We start from the raw sequence: 18,625 nt of genomic DNA on the forward strand, positions 1-18,625 counted from the left end.
GCCCCGCCGCGCGGCCGCTGCGCCCGCCCCCGGGGGGCTCCGTCGCCCCCCCCCCCCCCCACGAGGGCGCCCCCGGCCCGGGGCCGGTCGTCGGCACCATCGTTGCGCGGGGGTCCGACAACCGCCGCCGGAGCCGGAGCACCGGTGGGGCGGCCCTGTCGGGGTGGGGCGGGAGGTCAGCGGGCCTTGGCGGCCTGCGCCTCCTTGGCGGCCTGGGCGGCGGCCTCCTTCTCGTGCTTCTCCTTGATCCGCGCGGTCTCCTTGCGGACGTCGACCTGGTTGGCGCGCTCGTGCTGCAGCCAGAGCGGGTTCTCGGCCTTGATCGCCTCGACCTGCTCGGTGGTGAGCGCCTCGACGACGCCGCCGCGGGCCAGGCCGGAGATGGAGATGCCGAGCTTCGCGGCGATCACCGGACGCGGGTGCGGGCCGTTCTTGCGCAGCTCCTGGAGCCACTGCGGCGGCTCGGCCTGCAGCGCGTTGAGCTCCTCGCGGGAGACCACGCCCTCCTGGAAGCCGGTCGGCGCCGCGGCGAGGTAGATCCCCAGCTTCTTGGCCGCCGTGGCCGGCTTCATGGTCTGGCTGGTCTTCTGCTTGAGCGATGTCATGGAGACAAGGGTAAGGGAGCGCGCGGCCTCCTCCGGTCACGGTCGGTAGCCTTGCCCTGTGACAGACATGCAGGTGAACCCCTCCTTCCGGCTCGTGTACGTCCCGGGCGTGACCCCCGGCAAATGGGTCCGGGTCTGGGACGAGCGGCTCCCGGACGTACCGCTCGACCTCCTCGCGGTCCCGGTCGGCGACGGCGAGCGGACCCTGCGCGAGGGCGGTGCGGACGCCGGGCTGGTCCGGCTGCCGGTCGACAAGGACGTGCTCAGCGCCATCCCGCTGTACACCGAGACCACCGTCGTGGTCTTCCCCAAGGACCACTGGCTCGCCGCCGCGGAGGAGGTCACGCTCGACGACCTCGCCGAGGAGGTGGTCTTCCACCCGCTCGACGACACCCTCGGCTTCACCGCCGACACCCTGCCCGGCCGCCCTGCCGTCGCCCGCCCGGACACCACGGCCGACGCGGTCGAGCTGGTGGCGGCCAACGTCGGCGTCCTCCTGGTGCCGCAGTCCCTCGCCCGGCTGCACCACCGCCGCGACCTCACCTACCGGCCGATGACGGCGGAGGCCCCGCAGTCGCAGGTGGCGCTGTCCTGGCCGCAGGAGCGGACGACGGACCTGGTGGAGGAGTTCATCGGGATCGTCCGGGGCCGCACGGTCAACAGCTCGCGCGGGCGCGGCGCCGGCCAGCCGGCGGCCGAACCCCAGCCGAAGAAGGCGGCGGCCGGCCCGCGCAAGCCCCAGCAGAAGGCGGGCGGTGCCAAGGCCGGCGCGCCGAGGGCGGGCGGGCAGAAGCCGAAGCCGTCGGCCGGCGGCCGGGGCGCGGCGGCGGCCCGGCGGGGCAAGCCGAAGCGCCGCGGGTAGCAGTCCGCCGTGGCGTAGCGTCTGCCCCGTTCCGTCGAGTCGTCGTGGGAGGAGCGGGGCCGTGTGGCATGACCTGGTGGTCGTCCAGATTCCGATCGTCGAGAAGGTCGTCCGCACGGTCGCGGTCTACGCGCTGCTGCTGGTGCTGTTCCGGATCGCCGGGAAGCGCGGGCTGGCGCAGCTGAACACCTTCGACATGGTGGTCGTCTTCCTGCTGTCCAACGTGGTGCAGAACGCCATCATCGGCAACGACAACAGCCTGGTCGGCGGGGCGATCGGGGCGGCCACCCTGATCGCGGTGAACTCGGGCGTGACGCGCTGGCTCGCCCGGGACCCGAGGGCCGCCCGGGTCCTGGAGGGGACGCCCACCACGGTCGTCCGGAACGGCACGCTGGTGCCCGGCGCGCTGCACAGCCTGGCGCTGCGTCCGTCCGAGCTGGAGCACGCCATCCGGATCCAGAACGGCGACACCGTGTCGGACGTCGCCCGCGCCCGGCTGGAGCCGGACGGGCAGTTGCTGGTCACCCTCAAGGCGGGCGAGCAGAGCGCCACCCGGGACGACGTGGAAGACCTGCGGCGGCGGTTGGAGACGATCGAGCGGCTGCTCACCGAGATCGCCGACGGGCGGCGGCCGTCGCGCTGACGGTGCGTGGGCGCGGCGGTGCGGCGGCGGGGCGACGTGACGGTCCTGCGAGGTGACGGTCCCGCGATGTGGCCGCCCCACGATGCGGCGGTGCGGGGGCGGGGCGGGGCGGGGCGGGGTTATGGCGGGGGCGTGGCGGGGCCCTTCACGTCCTCGCCCGTGCGCGGGTGGTCACCTGTGTCAGGTGTGTCAGGTGTGCGCGTCCGCCGTGGCGAGGGCCGCCTCGGTCCGGCGGCGGCGTGCGGCCAGGAGGGCCGCGGTGCCGGCCAGGGCGAAGCCGAGGCCGGCCGAGAGCAGGTGGCCGACGGTGGTGAAGTCCGGCAGCGGGCCGGGCCATTCGCCGTCGCCGGAGAGCGGCCAGGCGAGGACGAAGGCGGCCCAGGGGAGGCGGGCCCAGCGGGGCAGGGCGAGGGTGGCGAAGGCGAGGGAGGTCTGGGCGCCGTAGCTGATGCCGTAGTCCGAGTCCTGGCGCACGCTCTCCGGGTACCAGCCGTGCCGCAGGGCGATCAGGATGACGACGGCGGTGATCAGGGTGGCGCCGATGTGGCCGCCGAGGAGGACGGCGGCGGCGCGCAGTCCGCCGTAGCGGCGTTCCGCCCAGGAGAGGCAGCAGCAGATGCCGAGGCCGAGGGTGATCAGGGTGCCGCCGAAGCCGGTGGAGGCGATGTCGGTGAGCGTGCCGTCGAAGAGCAGTGCGCTGCCGAACAGCGCGGTGACCGGGTGGTCGTGCAGGTTGTCGAGGTTGGTGCTGATGTAGTCGCGGAGGGCGTCCGCCCGGTCCACGGGAAGCAGGTTCTCGACCCAGACGTGCCCGAGGACGAGCAGGCCGACGTAGCACAGCGTCAGTGGCGAGCGGCGCGGGTACGTCCGGACGGCGCGGAGGACGGCGAGGAGCAGCCGGGCCGGGAGCCCCTGCGGTGATCGAGCGTTCATGTGTCTGATGCTGTCCCAGTCGAGCCGATAGTCCGACCGGCGCATCCCCGCCGGCCCCCGCCGCGACAGTACCGTTCCGGTCGGACCCCGCCCGCCACCGGTCTGCGCCGCACTGCGGCGCACTGCGCCGCGCTAGCGGCGGGAGAGGGTCGCCGTGAAGGGGCGGGGCGTCAGGAGGGCGCTGCGGGCGGGGCGGACGGGGCGACCGGGGGTGGGGGTGATGGTCCAGCGGGCGGCGATGGTGGCGATGGCGAGGACGGCTTCGGTGGTGGCGAAGGCGTCGCCGACGCAGTGGCCGGCGCCGAGACCGAAGGGGGTGTAGGTGCCGGCGGCGGGGTGCGCGGTGGTGAGCCAGCGGTCGGGGTCGAAGCGGTCGGGGCAGGGGAAGACGTCGGCCCGGCGGTGCAGCAGGTACGGGCTGTGCAGGAGGGTGGCGCCGGCCGGGACGCGGTGGCCGCCGAGGCGGGTGTCGGCGGTGGCGGTGCGGCTGAGGAGCCACACCGGCGGGTAGAGCCGCAGGGTCTCGCTGACGATCCGGGCGGTGAGGGGGAGGGCGGGCAGGTCCTCGTGGCGGGCGGGGCGGCCGTCGAGGACGGTGTCCAGTTCGGCGTGCAGGCGTTCGCGGACGGCCGGGTTGGCGGCGAGCAGCGTCCAGGCCCAGGAGAGGGTGGCGGCGGTGGTCCCGGCGCCGGCCGGGAGCAGGGCGGCCGCCCGGTCGTGGATCCCGGCGTCGGAGAGGCTCCGCCCGTGCTCGTCCTCGGTGCGGAGCAGCACGGAGAGCAGGTCGCGGTGGTCGGTGCCGGTGGCGCGGTAGTGGGCGATCAGCTGCCGGGTGGTCGTCTCGAAGTCCTGCCGGGCGTGCCGGAGGCGGCGGTTGCCGGGGGTGGGGAGGCGGTCGGCGCCGGGCAGCGGCACGACGGGGCGCCGGCCGGCGGCGCGGGCGATGACGTCGGTGCTCTCGTGGAGCGGTGGCGAGCCGGCCCGTTCGTGGGCGGCGGACAGGAGGCGGGCGGTGACGGCGCTGGTGAGGCGGTGCATCGCGGTGGGGACGTCGACCACCTGGCCGTCGCGCCAGGCGGCGGTGGTGCCGGCGACCTCCTCGGCGGTCACGGCGGCGTGGCCGGGCAGCCGGTCGTGGTGGAACGCGGCCTGCAGCACGCGGCGTCGGTGCCGGTGGGCGGCGGCCGGGCAGGTGGCGGGGCCGGCGTCGGGGACCTCGCGGTCCCGCTCGTGGGCCGGGCCGCCGGTGTCGTGGACGGGGTGGCCGGCGCGGACCGGTCCGAAGGCGTCGTGGACGGGCCCGCGCCTGTCGTACGTGCGGTCCTCGGTGAGGAGTCGGCGGACCAGTTCGGGGTGGCAGACGACGTACGCGTCGAGCGGGCCGAGCCGCAGCCGGACGAGGTCGCCGTGGGCGGGCAGAGCGGCCACGAAGTCGAACGGGCGGCGGAGGAGGGCGGGGGCGTGGCCGAGCAGGGGGAGGCCGCCGGGGGCGGTGGCGGCGGTGAACCGGGTGGTCGGGAAGAAGTGGATCGGCACGGGCGTCACCTTGGGTCGGGTGGGAAGGACCGGAACGGTTCGTGTCCGGGATCTTTCCCTGCGGCCGTCCGTGAAACGATCGTGAACGGGCGGATGGGGTGAACATGGGGGCGCATGCCGAACGCTCGTGCGCCCTCGAAGATTTGACGGATCGTTTACCTGCCGAAGGCGTGTGCGGGTCCGGTGCCGCCGATGGGCACATAGACTCGAAGTCTTGCGAGATTACCGGTCAGTAGAACTGGGCAGTACTGCCAGCCGGTGTGATGACCGGACGGCAGAAAGTCCGGCAGGGAGTGGGGAGTTCGGATGACCGACGAGCGGGTTCACGCGTTCACCGACGACGCCCTCGGCCCGTACGACGCGGTGGCACTGGCCGCCCTGGTGCGGGCCGGCGCGGTCAACCCCCGGGAGCTGGTCGGCGCGGCCGTCGCCCGCGCGGCACGGGTGGACGGCACGCTGCTCCCGGTCGCCCACGCCTCGTACGACAAGCCGCAGATCAGCCGGGAGGGCATCGGCGGGCCGCTGTGGGGCGTGCCGACCTACCTCAAGGACAACGTCGACCTGCGCGGCCTGCCGACCGCGATGGGCAGCGAGGCCTTCCGCGCCCAGCCCGCCCGCCGCAACGCCCGCTTCACCGACCAGTTCCTGGCCACCGGCCTGGCCGTCCTCGGCAAGACCAGACTGCCCGAGTTCGGCCTCAACGCCTCCACCGAGTTCGCCAGCGCACAGCCGGTGCGCAACCCCTGGAAGCCCTCGCACTCGGCCGGCGCCTCCTCGGGCGGCGCGGCGGCCCTGGTGGCCTCCGGGGTGGTGCCGATCGCGCACGCCAACGACGGCGGCGGCTCGATCCGCATCCCGGCGGCCTGTTGCGGCCTGGTCGGACTCAAGCCCACCCGGGGCCGGCTGGTCGCCAACTCGCAGGGCGCCAAGCTGCCGATCGACCTGGTCACCGACGGCGTGCTGACCCGCTCGGTGCGCGACACCGCGGCCTTCTTCGCCGCTGCCGAGCGGCACCGCCGCAACCCCAAACTGCCCCCGCTCGGCCTGGTCGAGGGGCCGGGCGGGCAACGGCTGCGGATCGGCCTGGTGGTCGACTCGCCGATCGCCAAGACCGACGGGACGACCCGCCGCGTCGTCGAGGAGACCGCGGCCCGGCTGGAGGCGATGGGACACGTCGTCGAACCGACCGCCCTGCCGTTCGGCGAGGAGTTCTCCCGGGACTTCGTCTCCTACTGGGGCTACATCGCCTGGGCGATCGCCTTCACCGGCCGGCTGCTGATCGACCCGAGCTTCCGCGCCGACCGGCTGGACGGCCTGACCACCGGGCTGCGCCGGCAGTTCCAGACGGAGTTCCCGCACACCCCGGGCGTGCTGCGGCGGCTGCGCCGGGCCGAAGGCGTGTACCGGCGGGTCTTCCGCAACCACGACGTGATCCTCTCCCCGGTGCTCGCTCACACCGCCCCGCCGATCGGCCACCTCAGCCCGAACGTCGACTTCGAGGAACTGATGGACCGGCTGCTGCGCTACGTGGCGTTCACCCCGGTCAACAACGTGACCGGTGGACCGGGCATCGCGCTGCCGGCCGGCTCGGCACCCGGCGGCCTGCCGGTCGGCGTTCACCTGTCGGCGGCGCACGGGCAGGAACGGGTGCTGCTGGAACTGGCCTTCGCGCTGGAGGCGGAACGGCCCTGGCGGCGGATCGAGGACTGACCGGGTGCCGGCGCCCCCGGCGTCGGCGCGCCGGCTCACGGCGTGGGCGCACCGCGCTCACAGCGTCGGCGCGGCCACCGACCGTGCCGCGTGCACCTCGTGGTGCAGCCGGGCCAGCGCGCAGTCCGGCGCCAGCGCGTCCGCTGCCGGCTCCGGCAGTGGCCGGCCGGTGCGCAGGGACTCCGCGAGGTCGGCCAGTTCCCGGGTCACGGTGCCGACCTCGGCCGCGGTCGGGACGAGCGCGCCGTGCTCGATCCGCACCCGGGTGGCGGTGGTGGCGTCCACGATCCGTTCGACCGCGATCACCACCGGCCACCAGGCCTCCGCCCGGGGGCCGACCGGCGGCGGTTCGGTGAGCGCCCGCTGGAACTCGCTGCGGACGGTCGACAGGTCCCGGTAGAGCCGCCGCCGGTGCCGGGCCCGGGCCGGCTCGTCCCGCCCCGGCCCGGTGGTGAACGCCAGTGAGACGTACGCGGCGGTGTCCTGGACGGCCTCGACGAGGCGGTCGCCGATCCGGGTGTGCCAGGACTCGGGCCACAGCAGGTAGCCGGCCAGCAGCGAGACGGCGCAGCCGATCAGCGAGTCGTAGAGCCGGGGCGGCACCAGGTGGAAGCCCCGGTGGTTGAGCAGGTCGGAGAGCAGCAGGATCACCGGGGTGATCGCCGCGGTCTGGAAGCCGTACCCCTTCACGGAGAACGCCGGGATCAGCGCCGCCAGCACCGCCATCACCGGCACGTCCCACCAGCCGTGCGGCACTTCGGCGAGCACCGGAATGGCGATCAGCAGTCCGACGGCGGTGCCGAGCGCGCGCAGCACGGCGCGGGAGAACACCGAGCCGAAGTCGGGCTTCATCACGAAGGTCACGGTCAGCGCCACCCAGTACGAGCGGGGCACCGCGATCACCGAGACCAGCACCTGGGCGATGCCGATGCACAGGGCCAGGCGCAGCCCGTAGCGCCAGGACGCGCCGGACAGCAGCAGCGCCCGGGTCGCCCGCCGGGCCCTGACCTCCAGGCCGGCGGGCCGGCCGAGCCGGTCGTCGACGGCGTACGGGTCCGGCGCGGCCTCGTGCACGACGGTGGCGGCGTGCCCGATGGCCTCGACCAGCGCCCGGGTGGACGGCCCGGCGGCCACCGGCAGGTCGGGGGCGGGGGCCGGCCCGGTGCGGCCCTGTTCGACGGCGTCGGCCAGGGTGTGGACGGCGGCCGGGTAGGCGGCGGGCAGCGGGCCGTACCGGGGCGGGCGCAGGTGGGCCGCGGCCGCCCCCTCGACCACCGGGATCACCGCGTTGAGCTGGGCGAGCAGCCGCACCAGGGTGGGCGAGCGGCCGTGCCGGCGGGCCCGCCGGGCGAGCAGCAGGTCGTAGGAGTGGTTGAGGGACTGGGTGAGTTCGCGGCGTCGCTCGTCGTACTCGGGCGTTCCGGCGGCCGCCAGCAGGTCGGCGACCGCGCGGTAGGTGCCGGCGACCTCCGCACGTTCGGGGACGCCGACGCGCAGCGGCCAGGCGAGCAGGGTCAGGGCGAGCACCAGCAGCCCGCCGAGCAGCAGCAGTCCGGGCGGCAGCCACCAGGGTGAGGGCAGCGGCAGGCCGGCGCCGACGACCGCGTTGAGCAGCAGGAGCAGTCCGGAGACCGAGGCGACCGCGCCGATCGAGGAGATCATGCCGGAGACCAGCGCGACGGCGGTCAGCACCGCGACGGCCGTCCAGCCGGTGCCGTACACCAGGGTGCCCAGCAGCACCCCGAGGGCGCCGAACAGCTGCGGGACGGCGATGTTGAACACCCGCATCCGGTAGGCGTCGGCGGTGTCCCCGATGACGGCGGACAGTGCGCCCATCGACACCAGCGCGCCGTAGGCGGTCCGGCCGGTGGCGGTGCCCACCGCGAGCGGGGCGGAGAGCGCGACCGAGGCGCGGGCGACCGCCGCCCAGGGGACCGGGGCGGCCCGGGGCCGCAGGCCCTCGGTCAGCCAGCTGGGCGGGGCGAGTCGGGCGGCTCCTGGGCGCGGCACGTTCCCAACCTACGGCGGGCGGGCGCCGCGGGCCCGGTGGAACACGCGGGGGACAACGGGTCGTGGGGCGGGTGGGGTTCACCGTTCGCTCTTATGTCAAATTCGGAAACATACCCCGCCTTATGTCCGCCTCCGAAACATAAAGCGAACCGTGAGGGGCCGTGAGCTGCGCGGATATTCCCAATCGGTAACCCGCGGGGAAGGGTTGACACCATTACTTGGTCTAGTCCAATGTGTGGAGGGCGTGGTTCGGCAAAGCCTGAGACGAAGTGAGAGGCCTTGCCGGGCTGGCGAGTTGACCCCCTGACGTGGCGCCGAGGCGCGGTCGGGGGTCGAGCCGAGAAGGAGCGTGTGCGGACCGCCGATGCGGCGCGGGAGGAATTCCCGACCCGGCCGGGGGGCGGTCCCGCGACCCGCCGTGCCGGCACCGCCCGCCGAATCAAGCGCCGCGTCGACTACGAACCATGGAGTGACTGCCCATGCCGAGCCCAGACGGACAGGCCCAGGAGCATCTGTACCGCGCCGCCTCGGAGCGCCCCTACTTCAGCGCGGACACCGAGAGCTACCTGGCCCGCACCGCACTGCGCGAGATCCGCAAGAAGCACCCGCTGCGCGTGCTGTCCGAGGACGACCTCGCGTTCTGGCAGACCTACGGCTACGTCGTCGTGAAGCAGGCGATCCCCGCCGAGGCCGCACGACGACTGCTCGACTTCACCTGGGACTTCCAGGGCCTGTCGCCCGAGCGCCCCGAGGACTGGTACCGCGAGCGTGACTACCGCGACGAACTCGACCGGCACCTGCACATCTACGGCTTCGTCGAGGCCTACCACCACCAACTCCTCTGGGACAGCCGCCAGTCGCAGCGCGTCTACGACGCCTTCGTGGACGTCTGGGACTGCGAGGAGCTCTGGGTCACCCTCGACCGGCTCAACCTCAACCCGCCGAACGTCCGCAACCGCGACCGCGCACTGATCGAACCCACCGACCGCGGCTTCGACATCGAACTGCACTGGGACGTCGACACCACCCAGGGCATGCTCCCGCAGCGCGTCCAGGGCATCATCGCGCTCAACGACACCGCCCCCGACCTCGGCGGCTTCCGGTGCAACCCGGAACTGTTCCGCCGCTTCGACGAGTGGAAGGCCGCCCAGCCGGTCGGCCGCGACCCGATCCGGCCGACCGTCGACCGGGACGAGTTCCCCGTCGTCCGGCCCGAGTTGACGGCCGGCGACCTGCTGATCTGGAACGGCCTGCTCGCCCACGGCGTCGAGCGCAACACCTCCGAGCGCGGGGTGCGCGCGGTGCAGTACCTGTCCATGATGCCCGCCCTGGAGGAAGCCGCAGAGCTGCGCCGCTCCCGGGTCGAGTCCTGGCGCACGCTCGCCACCCCGGACTGGAACCGCACCCTGGTCGGCGACGCCGACCGGCCCGAGGCGCTGCGCTACGAACGGGCCGAACTCAACGTGCTGGGAGAGAAGTTGCTCGGCCTCCGGTCCTGGACCGGCAAGGACTTCGACGAGCAGGACGCCGCGGGGGAGCAGGTATGCGCGACATCTGCCTGACCCTGCCCACCAACCGCGAGTGCGCGGACACCATCACCGCGGTCGGTGCCGAAGCCGCCCACGCCGCACGGCGGTCCGACGTCCGGGTGCACCTGCTGGTGCTGGACTCCGCCGACCCGGACGCCCGCACCCGGCACGCCGCGGCCGCCGCCGCCCTGCCCGTCGTCGACGGCCTGGTCGTCCACCACCTCGACGAGGACACCCAACGCGCCTTCCTGCGGGAGGTGATCGAGCGCTCCGGCGCCGACGGACCCGACCGGCTGCTCGACCTGATGCTGCCCGACGCCGTCTCCTACGGCGCCTGCACCAACCGGGCCTTCCTGCTCGCCGCCGCGCTCGGCTGCGCCTCCGTGCACCGCCGCGACTCCGACAGCCGCTACCAATGGCACGACGGCGCACCGGTGTTCCCCGTCGACCACGAACTCGCCACGCTCGGCCTGAAGGCCGCCGACGCGGCCGCCGCCGTCACCGAGCACACCCTCGCCCCGGAACACGCGGACAAGCCCGTCGTGCTGGTCGGCGGATCCTTCGTCGGGGAACTCTCCGTCGACCTCGGCGAGATCCGCGAACTCGACCCCGAGGCCTACCACGACGTCGTCGCGCTCTGGGCGCCCACCGGCGCCGGCGAACAGGAGAAGCGCGACCTCGTCGCCGAATCCTTCACCGGCGGCGGCACCGATCCGTTCACCGCCGACCGCACCGTGCTCGACCTGCCCGACATCTGGCACATCGACATGTGCAACATCGGCCTCGACCACACGGTGTACGAACGCGTCCCGCTGCCGCCCGCCACCGACACCATCGGCAGCGACTACTTCCTGCACCACCTCGTGCGGGACGCCACCCTGCCCGGCGTCACCCACAACCGGCACATCGTCAACTACTACACCCCGGAACGGCGCACCGGCCCCGGATTCACCGCCTACCAGCTGCGCTACGCCAAGTTCCTGCTCTCCATGCTCTACCTCCACCCGGTCTACGCCGAGTTGGAGGCCGCCGGCGGCACCCTGCTCGACGAGCAGCACCACCTGCGCCCCGCGGCGGTCGCCGACGCCGCCCGCCGCAGCGCCGCGACCGACCGCGCGGAGAACCACCGCAGGCTGGCCGAACTCGACCGCTGCTACCGGCGGCTGGGCGGAAAGTACGCCGAGTTCGCCGACCACCTCGTGCCCCTGCGGGCCCGTCTGCTCGACCGGGCGCAGTCGGACATCGAGGACTTCGCCCTGCTGATCGACGCGTGGGGCCCGCTGGTGCGGGCGAGCAAGGCCACCCCCGCCGACCGGCTGCCACGCTAGCCGGAGGACCGGGAGCAATACGTGATACGCCAGACGAACAGCCAGACAGCACAGCGGACACCGAACCCGACACCCACCCACCGCGCCCCGACCGTGACCGCGGTCCACACCGGCGCACCCGGCCCCGACGGGCCCGACCGGCACGACCATACCGCCCTGCGCGCCGCCCTCGCCGCCGCCACCGACGACCGGATCATCTACGACCTCGACGGCATCGGCCGCCAGTACGCCGCCCTGCGCGCCGAACTGCCCGACACCGCCGTCCGCTTCGCGATGAAGGCCTGCCCCGTCGACGAGGTGCTGGACCACCTCGCCGCGCTCGGCTCCGGCTTCGACGCGGCCGGCCCGCAGGAGATCGCCCAGGCACTGCGCACCGGCGTCGCCCCGGAGCTGATCCACTACGGCAATACCGTCAAATCCGACCGCAACATCGCCGAGGCCTACCGGCTGGGCGTCCGCGAATTCGCCACCGACAGCCTGGAGGACGTCGCCGCGATCGCCGAACACGCCCCCGGATCACGGGTGTTCTGCCGGGTCGCGACCACCGGCGAAGGCGCCCTGTGGGGCCTGAGCCACAAGTTCGGCTGCTCGCCCGAGGACGCCCTGCGGGTGCTCGGCGAAGCCCGGACCGCCGGGCTCGTGCCCTCCGGCCTGTCCGTGCACGTCGGCTCGCAGCAGATGACCGCCGAAGCCTGGGGCGACGCCGTGGAATCGCTGGCCGCCGTCCTGGAGGCCCTCAACTGGCGCGGCATCACCCCCGAACGGATCAACCTCGGCGGCGGGCTGCCCGCACTCGGCGTCCTCGACCGCCGCGGCCGGCCGCTCGACCCGCCACTGGACAAGATGTTCGCGGTCATCCGCGACGGCATGGACCGGCTGCGCGCCGTCAACGCCGGGCCGCTGCAGTTCCTCGTCGAACCCGGACGCCACCTCGTCGCCGACCACGGCGCCATCCGCGCGCACGTCGCCCGGCTCACCTCCCGCCACCGCCTCGACGGCACCCGGGAGGACTGGCTCTACCTCAGCTGCGGCAAGTTCAACGGCCTGTACGAGATGGACCAGTTGCAGTACCGGCTGGAGTTCCCCACCCACCCCGGCGGCCAGTTCGTCAACGCCGTCGTCGCCGGGCCGACCTGCGACAGCGACGACGCCTACGCCCAGGACGACGGCCTGGTGCGCGTCCCCCGCGCGGTCGGCTCCGGCGACCCGGTCTGGATCCACTCCTGCGGCGCGTACGCCACCGCCTACGCGACCCGCGGGTTCAACGGCTTCGAGCCGCTGCCGTACACCTGCATCGGCGGTGGCCCGCGCCCCGACGGAGGCACCGCATGACCGACACCCGGATCCGGCTGCTCCGGGAGGACGACTGGGACGACGTGGTCGCGCTGGAGGAACGCGCCTACGCCGCCGCCGGCCTGTCCGAGGGCCGCGAGGCGCTGCGCTCCCGGCACCGCGCCTCGCCGGACACCTGCTTCGTCCTGGAACACGCGGGCAGCCCGGGCGGCTACCTGCTCGCCCTGCCGTACCCGCTCCTCCGCTGCCCGGACCTCGGCCGCAGCGAGGACAGCGACCCCGACGAGGAGCTCGGCCGGAACGGGGGCACCGGAGGCCGGGGCGGGGACGCCGGAGGCCGGGGCGGGGACGCCGGAGGCCGGGGCGGGGACGCCGGAGGCCGGGGCACACGGCCGACCAACATGCACGCCCACGACCTGGTCATCGCCGAGGGGCTGCGCGGCCGCGGCCTGGCCCACCGGATGCTGCGGCACCTGGAACGGACCGCCCGGGAAACCGGCCACCTGACCATCTCCCTCGTCGCCGTCCGCGGTTCGCACGTGCTGTGGACCCCGCTGGGCTACCGGGCCCGGCCCGAGGTCGACCTGCCCGCGAGCTATGGCGACCGGGCGGTCTACATGGCGATGCCACTGGACGCCGCCCCGGCCCGGACACCGCACCCCCGGGACGCCCGGCCGTCACCGCTCTCCACCTGCCCGGTCCCCGGTCCCCACCCCAGAGCCGAAGTGGGCTGATGCACATGTCCCCTGTTCGCGACGACTTCCGCCGCTCCCAACTCGCCATCGGCGCCCTGTTCTTCGCCCTCGGATTCCAGTACGCGACCTGGGTCTCCCGGGTGCCCGCGCTCAAGGCCCGGCTCGACCTGGGCGAGGCCCGGATCGGCCTGCTGCTGATGACCTGCGGGATCGGCGCGGCGGTGTCCTTCCCGCTGGTGGCGGTGCTGATGCGGCGGCTCGGCTCCCGCCGGCTCGCGGTGCTGTCGGCGCTCGCCCTCGGCGTGATCCTGCTCGCCCTGTCGGTGGTGCCCGACTACCCCGCCACCCTGCTGGTGCTGTTCTGCGACGGTGTCGCGGTCGGCTGCCTGAACGTCGCGATGAACGCGCAGGGCGCCGCACTGGAGGCCCGCTACGGGCGGACCACGATGTCCAGGCTGCACGCCACCTTCAGCGCCGGCTCGCTCCTCGCGGCGCTGCTGGCCTCCGGCGTCAACGCCTTCACCGGCACCCTGGCCGTGCACTTCGGGCCGGCCGCCCTGCTGCTCGTGGCCATCGTCGTCGCCGCCAGGCCGGCACTGCTCGCGGACGGGCCGCAGGAGGGCGCGGCGGGGGAGGGCACCGCCGGGGACGGAACCGCCGAGCGGGAGAGGAAGACGCGTCGCGGCTTCGCCCTGCCGACCGTGGCGACGCTGTGGATGGGCCTCGCGATGGTGTCCGGCACCGTCACCGAGGGCGCCATGAACGACTGGTCGGCGCTCTACCTCAAGGACGTCGTGAACGCCGGTGCCGGACTCGCCCCGCTGGGCATCGCCGTCGTCTCCGTGATGATGGTGTGCGCCCGGATCTTCGCCGACGGCTGGCGCACCCGCTTCGGCGACGGCCGCATCGTCCGCACCGGCAGCCTGCTCGCCGGCCTCGGCCTGGCCCTCGCCCTGCTGGTCGGCGGTGTGGTGCCGACCCTGCTCGGCTTCGCCTGCGTCGGCCTCGGCGTCGCGGCGGTCACCCCCTGCGTCTACGTCGCCGCCGCCCGCCGGGGCCCCGACGCACTCTCCCTGGTCGCCGCCATGGGCACCGTCGGCCTGCTCGCCGGCCCCGCCGTGATCGGCTTCATCGCCGGCGCCACCAGCCTGGTCTGGGGCATGGCCGCCGTCGCCGCCTCCGCGGCCCTCGTCTCCCTCTGCGCCACCCGGATCACCTGGCCCGCAGCCCGGGAGGAGGCCCCCGCCTCCGCCTCCGCCGACACCCGCCTCGCCCCCGAGGCCACCTGACCCGCTGCCCCGTCCCTCCAGACCTCGCCCGGCACCTCGCGCCTCCCCCGTCGCGACGTGCCGGGCGAGCCCTTCACGGGGTGGCCGAAGCCGTCGCCCGGCCCAAGACGGCGAACAGGGCTGGAGCCGCGAGAATATGACGATCGATCAGCCCGGCATCGGGACGTCGGCGCCGCCCGTGGCGACGTGGGCCGGCTCGGTGGTCAGCCGGACGACGCGGGCGGTGGTGGGCAGGGCCATGGCGGCGCTCCTGGGCATCGGGGCGGTGGCGGCGGGCCGGTGCCGCCGCCACCCGGACGCCAACCCTTGACGCTCGCCTCAAGGGTAAGCACGCCTTTCAGGAGGGTGTCTGACGATGTGTGAGGGGCGTCGGTCTTCTAGAGTCACCGGCGGTACGACAGTACGACCGTGAGCCGCACCGAGAGGGAACAGCATGACCGAGCAGGCACCCGAGCCCTACGAGCACGTGGACGAGGACTGGCAGACCGCGCTGGCGATCGTCGCCCACCCCGACGACATGGAGTACGGCGGCGCCGCGGCCGTCGCCCGCTGGACCTCGCAGGGCAAGAAGGTCGTCTATGTGATGGTCACCAGCGGCGAGGCGGGCATCGACTCGCTGGACCCCGCCGAGTGCGGGCCGCTGCGCGAGGCCGAGCAGATCGCCTCGGCACGCGTGGTCGGCGTGGACACCGTCGAGTTCCTCGGCCACCCGGACGGCGTGGTCGAGTACGGACTGCCGCTGCGCCGGGACATCGCGCGCGCGGTGCGCCGGCACCGCCCGGACATCGTGGTGACCAGCAACTTCCGTGAGACCTACGGCGGTGTGTTCCTCAACCAGGCCGACCACGTCGCGGTGGGCCGGGCCACCCTGGACGGGGTCCGGGATGCCGGCAACCGCTGGGTGTTCCGCGAGCTGGTGGCGGAGGGCCACGAGCCGTGGAACGGCGTGCGGCAGATCTGGGCGGTGGCCTCGCCGGAGTCGAAGCACGCGGTGGACACCACCGACCACTTCGACCTGGGCGTCGCCTCGCTGGAGGAGCACAAGGCGTACCTGGCCGGTCTCGGCGGGGCGATGGGGGACGCCCGGGAATTCCTGGAGGGCTTCGGCCGGGGCGCGGGCAGCCGGCTGGGGACGCGCTTCGCGGTGCCGTTCGAGGTGTTCCCGCTGAGCTAGTCGGAGGGCCCGTCGGGCTTGCCGGAGCCGGAGCCGGAGCCGGAGCCGGAGCCGGTGTCGGAGTCGGGTTCGGTGTCGGGTTCGCTGCCGGTGCCCTCGTCGGCCCCGGCGTCCGGCCCGGCCTCGGCGTCCGGCTCGGACTCAAGCCCGGCCCCGGCATCCGGCCCGGCCCCGGCGTCCTCGCGGCGCCGGCGCCGGTAGCGCAGGACCTGCCGGAGCAGGAGGGCCGCGACCAGCAGTCCGAGCCCGATCGCGAACCAGAGCTGGTAGCGGATCGCCGTCCGGTACACGGCGCCGATATTGGCTCCGGCGAGGTAGCCGAAGGTGCCCCAGACGCCGGTCCACAGCACCGCGCCGAGCACGTTGAACGGCAGGAACCGGCGCCAGGGCATCCCGGTGGTCCCGGCGATGATGCCGTTGGTCTGGCGCAGCACGTCCACGAAGCGGGCGACGGTGACGACCTTGCCGCCGTGCCGTTCGAAGAAGCCGTCCGCGCGTTCCATCCGGGCCGGGGTGAGCAGCACGTAACGGCCCCAGCGGTGGACGAAGGCACGTCCGCCGGTGCGGCCGATCAGGTAGCCGAGGCTTTGGCCGAGCGTGGCGGCGAAGGTCGCGATCACCAGGACGGCGGCGAAGTCCAGGTGCCCGGCGCCGGCGTACACCGAGGCGAGGATCAGGATGGTCTGCCCGGGCACCGGGATGCCGCAGTTGTCCAGCAGGACGAGCAGCGCCACCGCGAGGTACCCGTACTGGTCCAGCAGTGGCGCGAGCCCGGCGAGTGCCCCGGGCAGGGGGGTCGTGGGGGTGGACACCGCTCCTCACCACCTCGCGCGGCGGGCGCGCGGGGTGGTCGGGGAGTCGGTCAGCGTCCCGCCTGGCGTTGTTCGACGTTGCAGTCGGGGCCGGGGTAGATGAGGCCCTCGTGGCCGTCCTCGAAGCGGACCACGTACGGCGGCTGGCCGTCGGCGCCGCGCACCTCGATGATCTCGCCCTTCTGGTCCACCATGCCGACCGACCTGCTGTGGATGTGGAGCTGGTCGCCTACGGCTGCGTGCATGGTCTGCTCCTCGGGTCGTGGTGGCCGCCTCCGCGGCCGTTCCGCTATCCACTGTGCTGCGGGCGCGGCGGGCTCGCAACGCCTCGGGCGGACGGGACACGGGGGATCCGTGCGGCGGGCGTCAGCGGGCGGGCGCCTGTTGCGCGAGGTAGCCGCGGACCAACCGCTTGCACTCGGCGATGAGGGTGGGATCGCCGTTCGGGTCGCTGCGGAAGGCGAGTTTGAGCACCGCGTCGGCGGCCTCCAGGGCGACCCGCAGGGTGAGCGTGGTGGCGGCCGGGTCGGTGGTGCGGAACACCTCGCCGCCGAGGGCCTGCAGGCGCAGCGCGACGGCGGTGTTGTTGTCGACGCCCGCGTCCAGCAGGTGCAGGTCGTCCCGGACCCCGGCGGGGACGAGCGGGCCGGCCAGGCCGAAGTCGACCTGGCCGAAGCCGGGCACGGCGCGCTTCATCGCCACGAACTCGTCGACCGCGAGGTCGGTGAAGGCGGCGGGGCCGACCGGGGCGGCGGCGGCCAGCCGGGCGTCGAGGCGCTGGAGGTACCGGTCGAGGTTGCGGCCGGCCAGCGCGGCCAGCAGGTCCTCCTTGCCGGCGAAGAACTGGTAGAGGGTGCCGATCGGCACCCGGGCCCGGTGGGCGACCTCCTTGGTGGTGAGCGCGGTCGCCCCGACTTCGTCGAGCAGCCCGGCGCAGGCGTCCAGGATGCGGCCGTACCGCTCCTGGCTGCGCTGCTGGACCGGTCGCCGGCGGGCCGACGGGGCCGTCCGGCCGGCTGCCACGTGACTCCGGGTGTCCGAGCTCATGGGCTCACTCTGCCCCATCCGCTGTTCCGGCGGCGAATCACCGGGACGGGAGCGGCCCGGTGTGCTTCGTGGGGGAGGAATGGACTGGTGGCCGGAGCTGAACGGCACGGTGGCGGGAAGGTGTCCACGAGTTGGTAATGGTCTTGTCGTGGACGCGATGACCGGTTCATACTCCTGGGGCGGACTACCTTGCGTGATCGACGCGTGCCTCTTCGTGGTGGTCGCGATTCGGCTGTGGCGGCTGTGACCTGCGTCCGCCGCCACCGGAAGTCTGGATGAACGCGTGTGCCTCCTAGCTCGTGCCACGTCCCGTTGTCCGTCCCGCAGAACGGAAGGAGGGGGTCGGTTCGGTGACGCCGTCCCGCGGAGGGCGTGAGGCCCTCGACACCGAGCACCGCCGGCAGTTCCTGGAGGCCGGCTACCTGGTCCTGCCCGGCCTGCTGCCGGAGGTCCTGCGCGAACGACTGGTCCCCGAGGTGGACCACTGGGTGGACGAGGGCCTGCGGGCCCGGTCGATCGCGGCCTGCGCCGACCCCGGCCGGCACGGACCGCCCCCGCTCCTGGAGCTGGAGCTGCCCGCCCACGGCGAACTCCTCACCCACCCGCCGTTGCTGCGCACGCTGACCCGCCTGCTCGGGCCGTCCTTCGTCTTCCACCACCTGCACAGCGACCGTCAGGCCCCGGACATCCCGGGCAAGCCCTGGCACCACGACCGCGAGCCCCACGACGGCTCCGACCCGTCGCTGCTGATGGTCCACGCGCTGCACTACCTCGGCGGGCTGGACGAGAAGGTCGGCAGCCTGGCCGTGCTGCCCGGGTCGCACCGCAGCGCCCTCGACAAGTCCGCGTTCGCCCACCACGGCACCGCGGAACTGCCCGGCGAGGTGGTCATCGACCGGCTGCCGCCCGGGACGACGGTGCTGCTCGACTCGGCGCTGTTCCACACGCGCAGGCCCGCACCCGACGGGCCCGGCCGGGCCCGGTACTTCGTCGACGCCTCGTACTGCCAGGTGGGCGCGCGCTGGCGCCCGGTGAAGCCGTACTGGCGGCAGATGCTCGCCCGCGCCCGCGAGCTGGACCTGGCCGACGGCCAGTGGCCCGAGCTGTTCGCGGAACGGCACTTCACCGAGTACACCGGAACCGTCTGAGGAGCACTGCC

The 18,625-nt window shown here is 74.0% G+C and carries 17 protein-coding genes; 10 read left to right on the forward strand and 7 right to left on the reverse strand.

Annotation, left to right across the window (positions count from 1 at the left end; translation table 11 throughout):
- Nucleotides 1-176 precede the first annotated feature (176 nt).
- Nucleotides 177-605: a DUF5997 family protein gene (locus ACFV0O_RS21745; RefSeq protein WP_360267149.1), complete on the reverse strand. Its 429-nt coding sequence runs from the start codon at nt 603-605 to the stop codon at nt 177-179.
- Nucleotides 606-663: 58 nt separating this feature from the next.
- On the opposite strand from ACFV0O_RS21745, the gene ACFV0O_RS21750 reads away from it, so the two are divergent.
- Both ACFV0O_RS21750 and ACFV0O_RS21755 read left to right on the forward strand, forming a co-directional pair.
- A complete protein-coding gene (locus tag ACFV0O_RS21750) occupies nt 664-1,467 on the forward strand; it encodes a LysR family substrate-binding domain-containing protein (protein ID WP_380344141.1) in 804 nt (267 codons plus the stop codon).
- 61 nt (nt 1,468-1,528) lie between these two features.
- A complete protein-coding gene (locus ACFV0O_RS21755) occupies nt 1,529-2,110 on the forward strand; it encodes a DUF421 domain-containing protein (protein WP_380344144.1) in 582 nt (193 codons plus the stop codon).
- 189 nt (nt 2,111-2,299) lie between these two features.
- Here the strand turns inward: ACFV0O_RS21755 and ACFV0O_RS21760 are convergent, their stop codons facing one another.
- A complete protein-coding gene (locus tag ACFV0O_RS21760; protein WP_380344145.1) occupies nt 2,300-3,043 on the reverse strand; it encodes a rhomboid-like protein in 744 nt (247 codons plus the stop codon).
- 132 nt (nt 3,044-3,175) lie between these two features.
- Complete coding sequence (locus ACFV0O_RS21765) at nt 3,176-4,579, reverse strand: cytochrome P450 (RefSeq protein ID WP_380344148.1); 1,404 nt, start codon at nt 4,577-4,579, stop codon at nt 3,176-3,178.
- 306 nt (nt 4,580-4,885) lie between these two features.
- Here ACFV0O_RS21765 and ACFV0O_RS21770 point away from each other — a divergent pair, with 306 nt between their 5' ends.
- Nucleotides 4,886-6,289, forward strand: coding sequence for an amidase (locus tag ACFV0O_RS21770; protein ID WP_380344151.1), 1,404 nt, complete (start codon nt 4,886-4,888; stop codon nt 6,287-6,289).
- 57 nt (nt 6,290-6,346) lie between these two features.
- On the opposite strand, the gene ACFV0O_RS21775 is transcribed toward ACFV0O_RS21770, so the two are convergent.
- A complete protein-coding gene (locus tag ACFV0O_RS21775) occupies nt 6,347-8,299 on the reverse strand; it encodes an FUSC family protein (protein ID WP_380344154.1) in 1,953 nt (650 codons plus the stop codon).
- Nucleotides 8,300-8,778: 479 nt separating this feature from the next.
- On the opposite strand from ACFV0O_RS21775, the gene ACFV0O_RS21780 reads away from it, so the two are divergent.
- From ACFV0O_RS21780 to ACFV0O_RS21805, 6 genes are all read left to right on the forward strand, one after another.
- Nucleotides 8,779-9,861, forward strand: a complete 1,083-nt coding sequence (locus ACFV0O_RS21780; RefSeq protein ID WP_380344155.1) for a phytanoyl-CoA dioxygenase family protein — start codon at nt 8,779-8,781, stop codon at nt 9,859-9,861.
- Complete coding sequence (locus tag ACFV0O_RS21785; RefSeq protein ID WP_380344158.1) at nt 9,843-11,156, forward strand: DUF6271 family protein; 1,314 nt, start codon at nt 9,843-9,845, stop codon at nt 11,154-11,156. Before ACFV0O_RS21780 ends, ACFV0O_RS21785 begins: the two co-directional genes overlap by 19 nt.
- A gap of 156 nt (nt 11,157-11,312) precedes the next feature.
- Nucleotides 11,313-12,488 carry a type III PLP-dependent enzyme gene (locus tag ACFV0O_RS21790; protein ID WP_380344259.1) on the forward strand — a complete coding sequence of 392 codons (1,176 nt, stop codon included), beginning with the start codon at nt 11,313-11,315 and terminating at the stop codon, nt 12,486-12,488.
- Nucleotides 12,485-13,183: a GNAT family N-acetyltransferase gene (locus ACFV0O_RS21795; RefSeq protein WP_380344161.1), complete on the forward strand. Its 699-nt coding sequence runs from the start codon at nt 12,485-12,487 to the stop codon at nt 13,181-13,183. The genes ACFV0O_RS21790 and ACFV0O_RS21795 overlap by 4 nt, the downstream gene beginning before the upstream one ends.
- 5 nt (nt 13,184-13,188) lie before the next feature.
- Entirely contained in the window at nt 13,189-14,433 is a 1,245-nt protein-coding gene (locus ACFV0O_RS21800; protein ID WP_380344163.1) for an MFS transporter, read from the forward strand.
- A gap of 433 nt (nt 14,434-14,866) precedes the next feature.
- A complete protein-coding gene (locus ACFV0O_RS21805; protein WP_380344165.1) occupies nt 14,867-15,607 on the forward strand; it encodes a PIG-L deacetylase family protein in 741 nt (246 codons plus the stop codon).
- Here ACFV0O_RS21805 and ACFV0O_RS21810 read toward each other — a convergent pair.
- The 3 genes from ACFV0O_RS21810 to ACFV0O_RS21820 form a co-directional block, all read right to left on the reverse strand.
- Complete coding sequence (locus ACFV0O_RS21810; RefSeq protein ID WP_380344168.1) at nt 15,604-16,419, reverse strand: DedA family protein; 816 nt, start codon at nt 16,417-16,419, stop codon at nt 15,604-15,606. The two genes, ACFV0O_RS21805 and ACFV0O_RS21810, sit on opposite strands and share 4 nt — an antisense overlap.
- A gap of 50 nt (nt 16,420-16,469) precedes the next feature.
- The gene (locus ACFV0O_RS21815; protein ID WP_360268138.1) at nt 16,470-16,664 is read right to left on the reverse strand and encodes a DUF1918 domain-containing protein; all 195 of its coding nucleotides are present in this window, start codon (nt 16,662-16,664) and stop codon (nt 16,470-16,472) included.
- Between the two features lie 121 nt (nt 16,665-16,785).
- Nucleotides 16,786-17,466, reverse strand: a complete 681-nt coding sequence (locus ACFV0O_RS21820) for a TetR family transcriptional regulator (RefSeq protein WP_380344172.1) — start codon at nt 17,464-17,466, stop codon at nt 16,786-16,788.
- 350 nt (nt 17,467-17,816) lie between these two features.
- On the opposite strand from ACFV0O_RS21820, the gene ACFV0O_RS21825 reads away from it, so the two are divergent.
- A complete protein-coding gene (locus tag ACFV0O_RS21825) occupies nt 17,817-18,614 on the forward strand; it encodes a phytanoyl-CoA dioxygenase family protein (protein WP_380344175.1) in 798 nt (265 codons plus the stop codon).
- Nucleotides 18,615-18,625: the final 11 nt, after the last annotated feature.

This window comes from Kitasatospora sp. NPDC059577 (genome assembly GCF_042735475.1).
Classification (GTDB): domain Bacteria; phylum Actinomycetota; class Actinomycetes; order Streptomycetales; family Streptomycetaceae; genus Kitasatospora.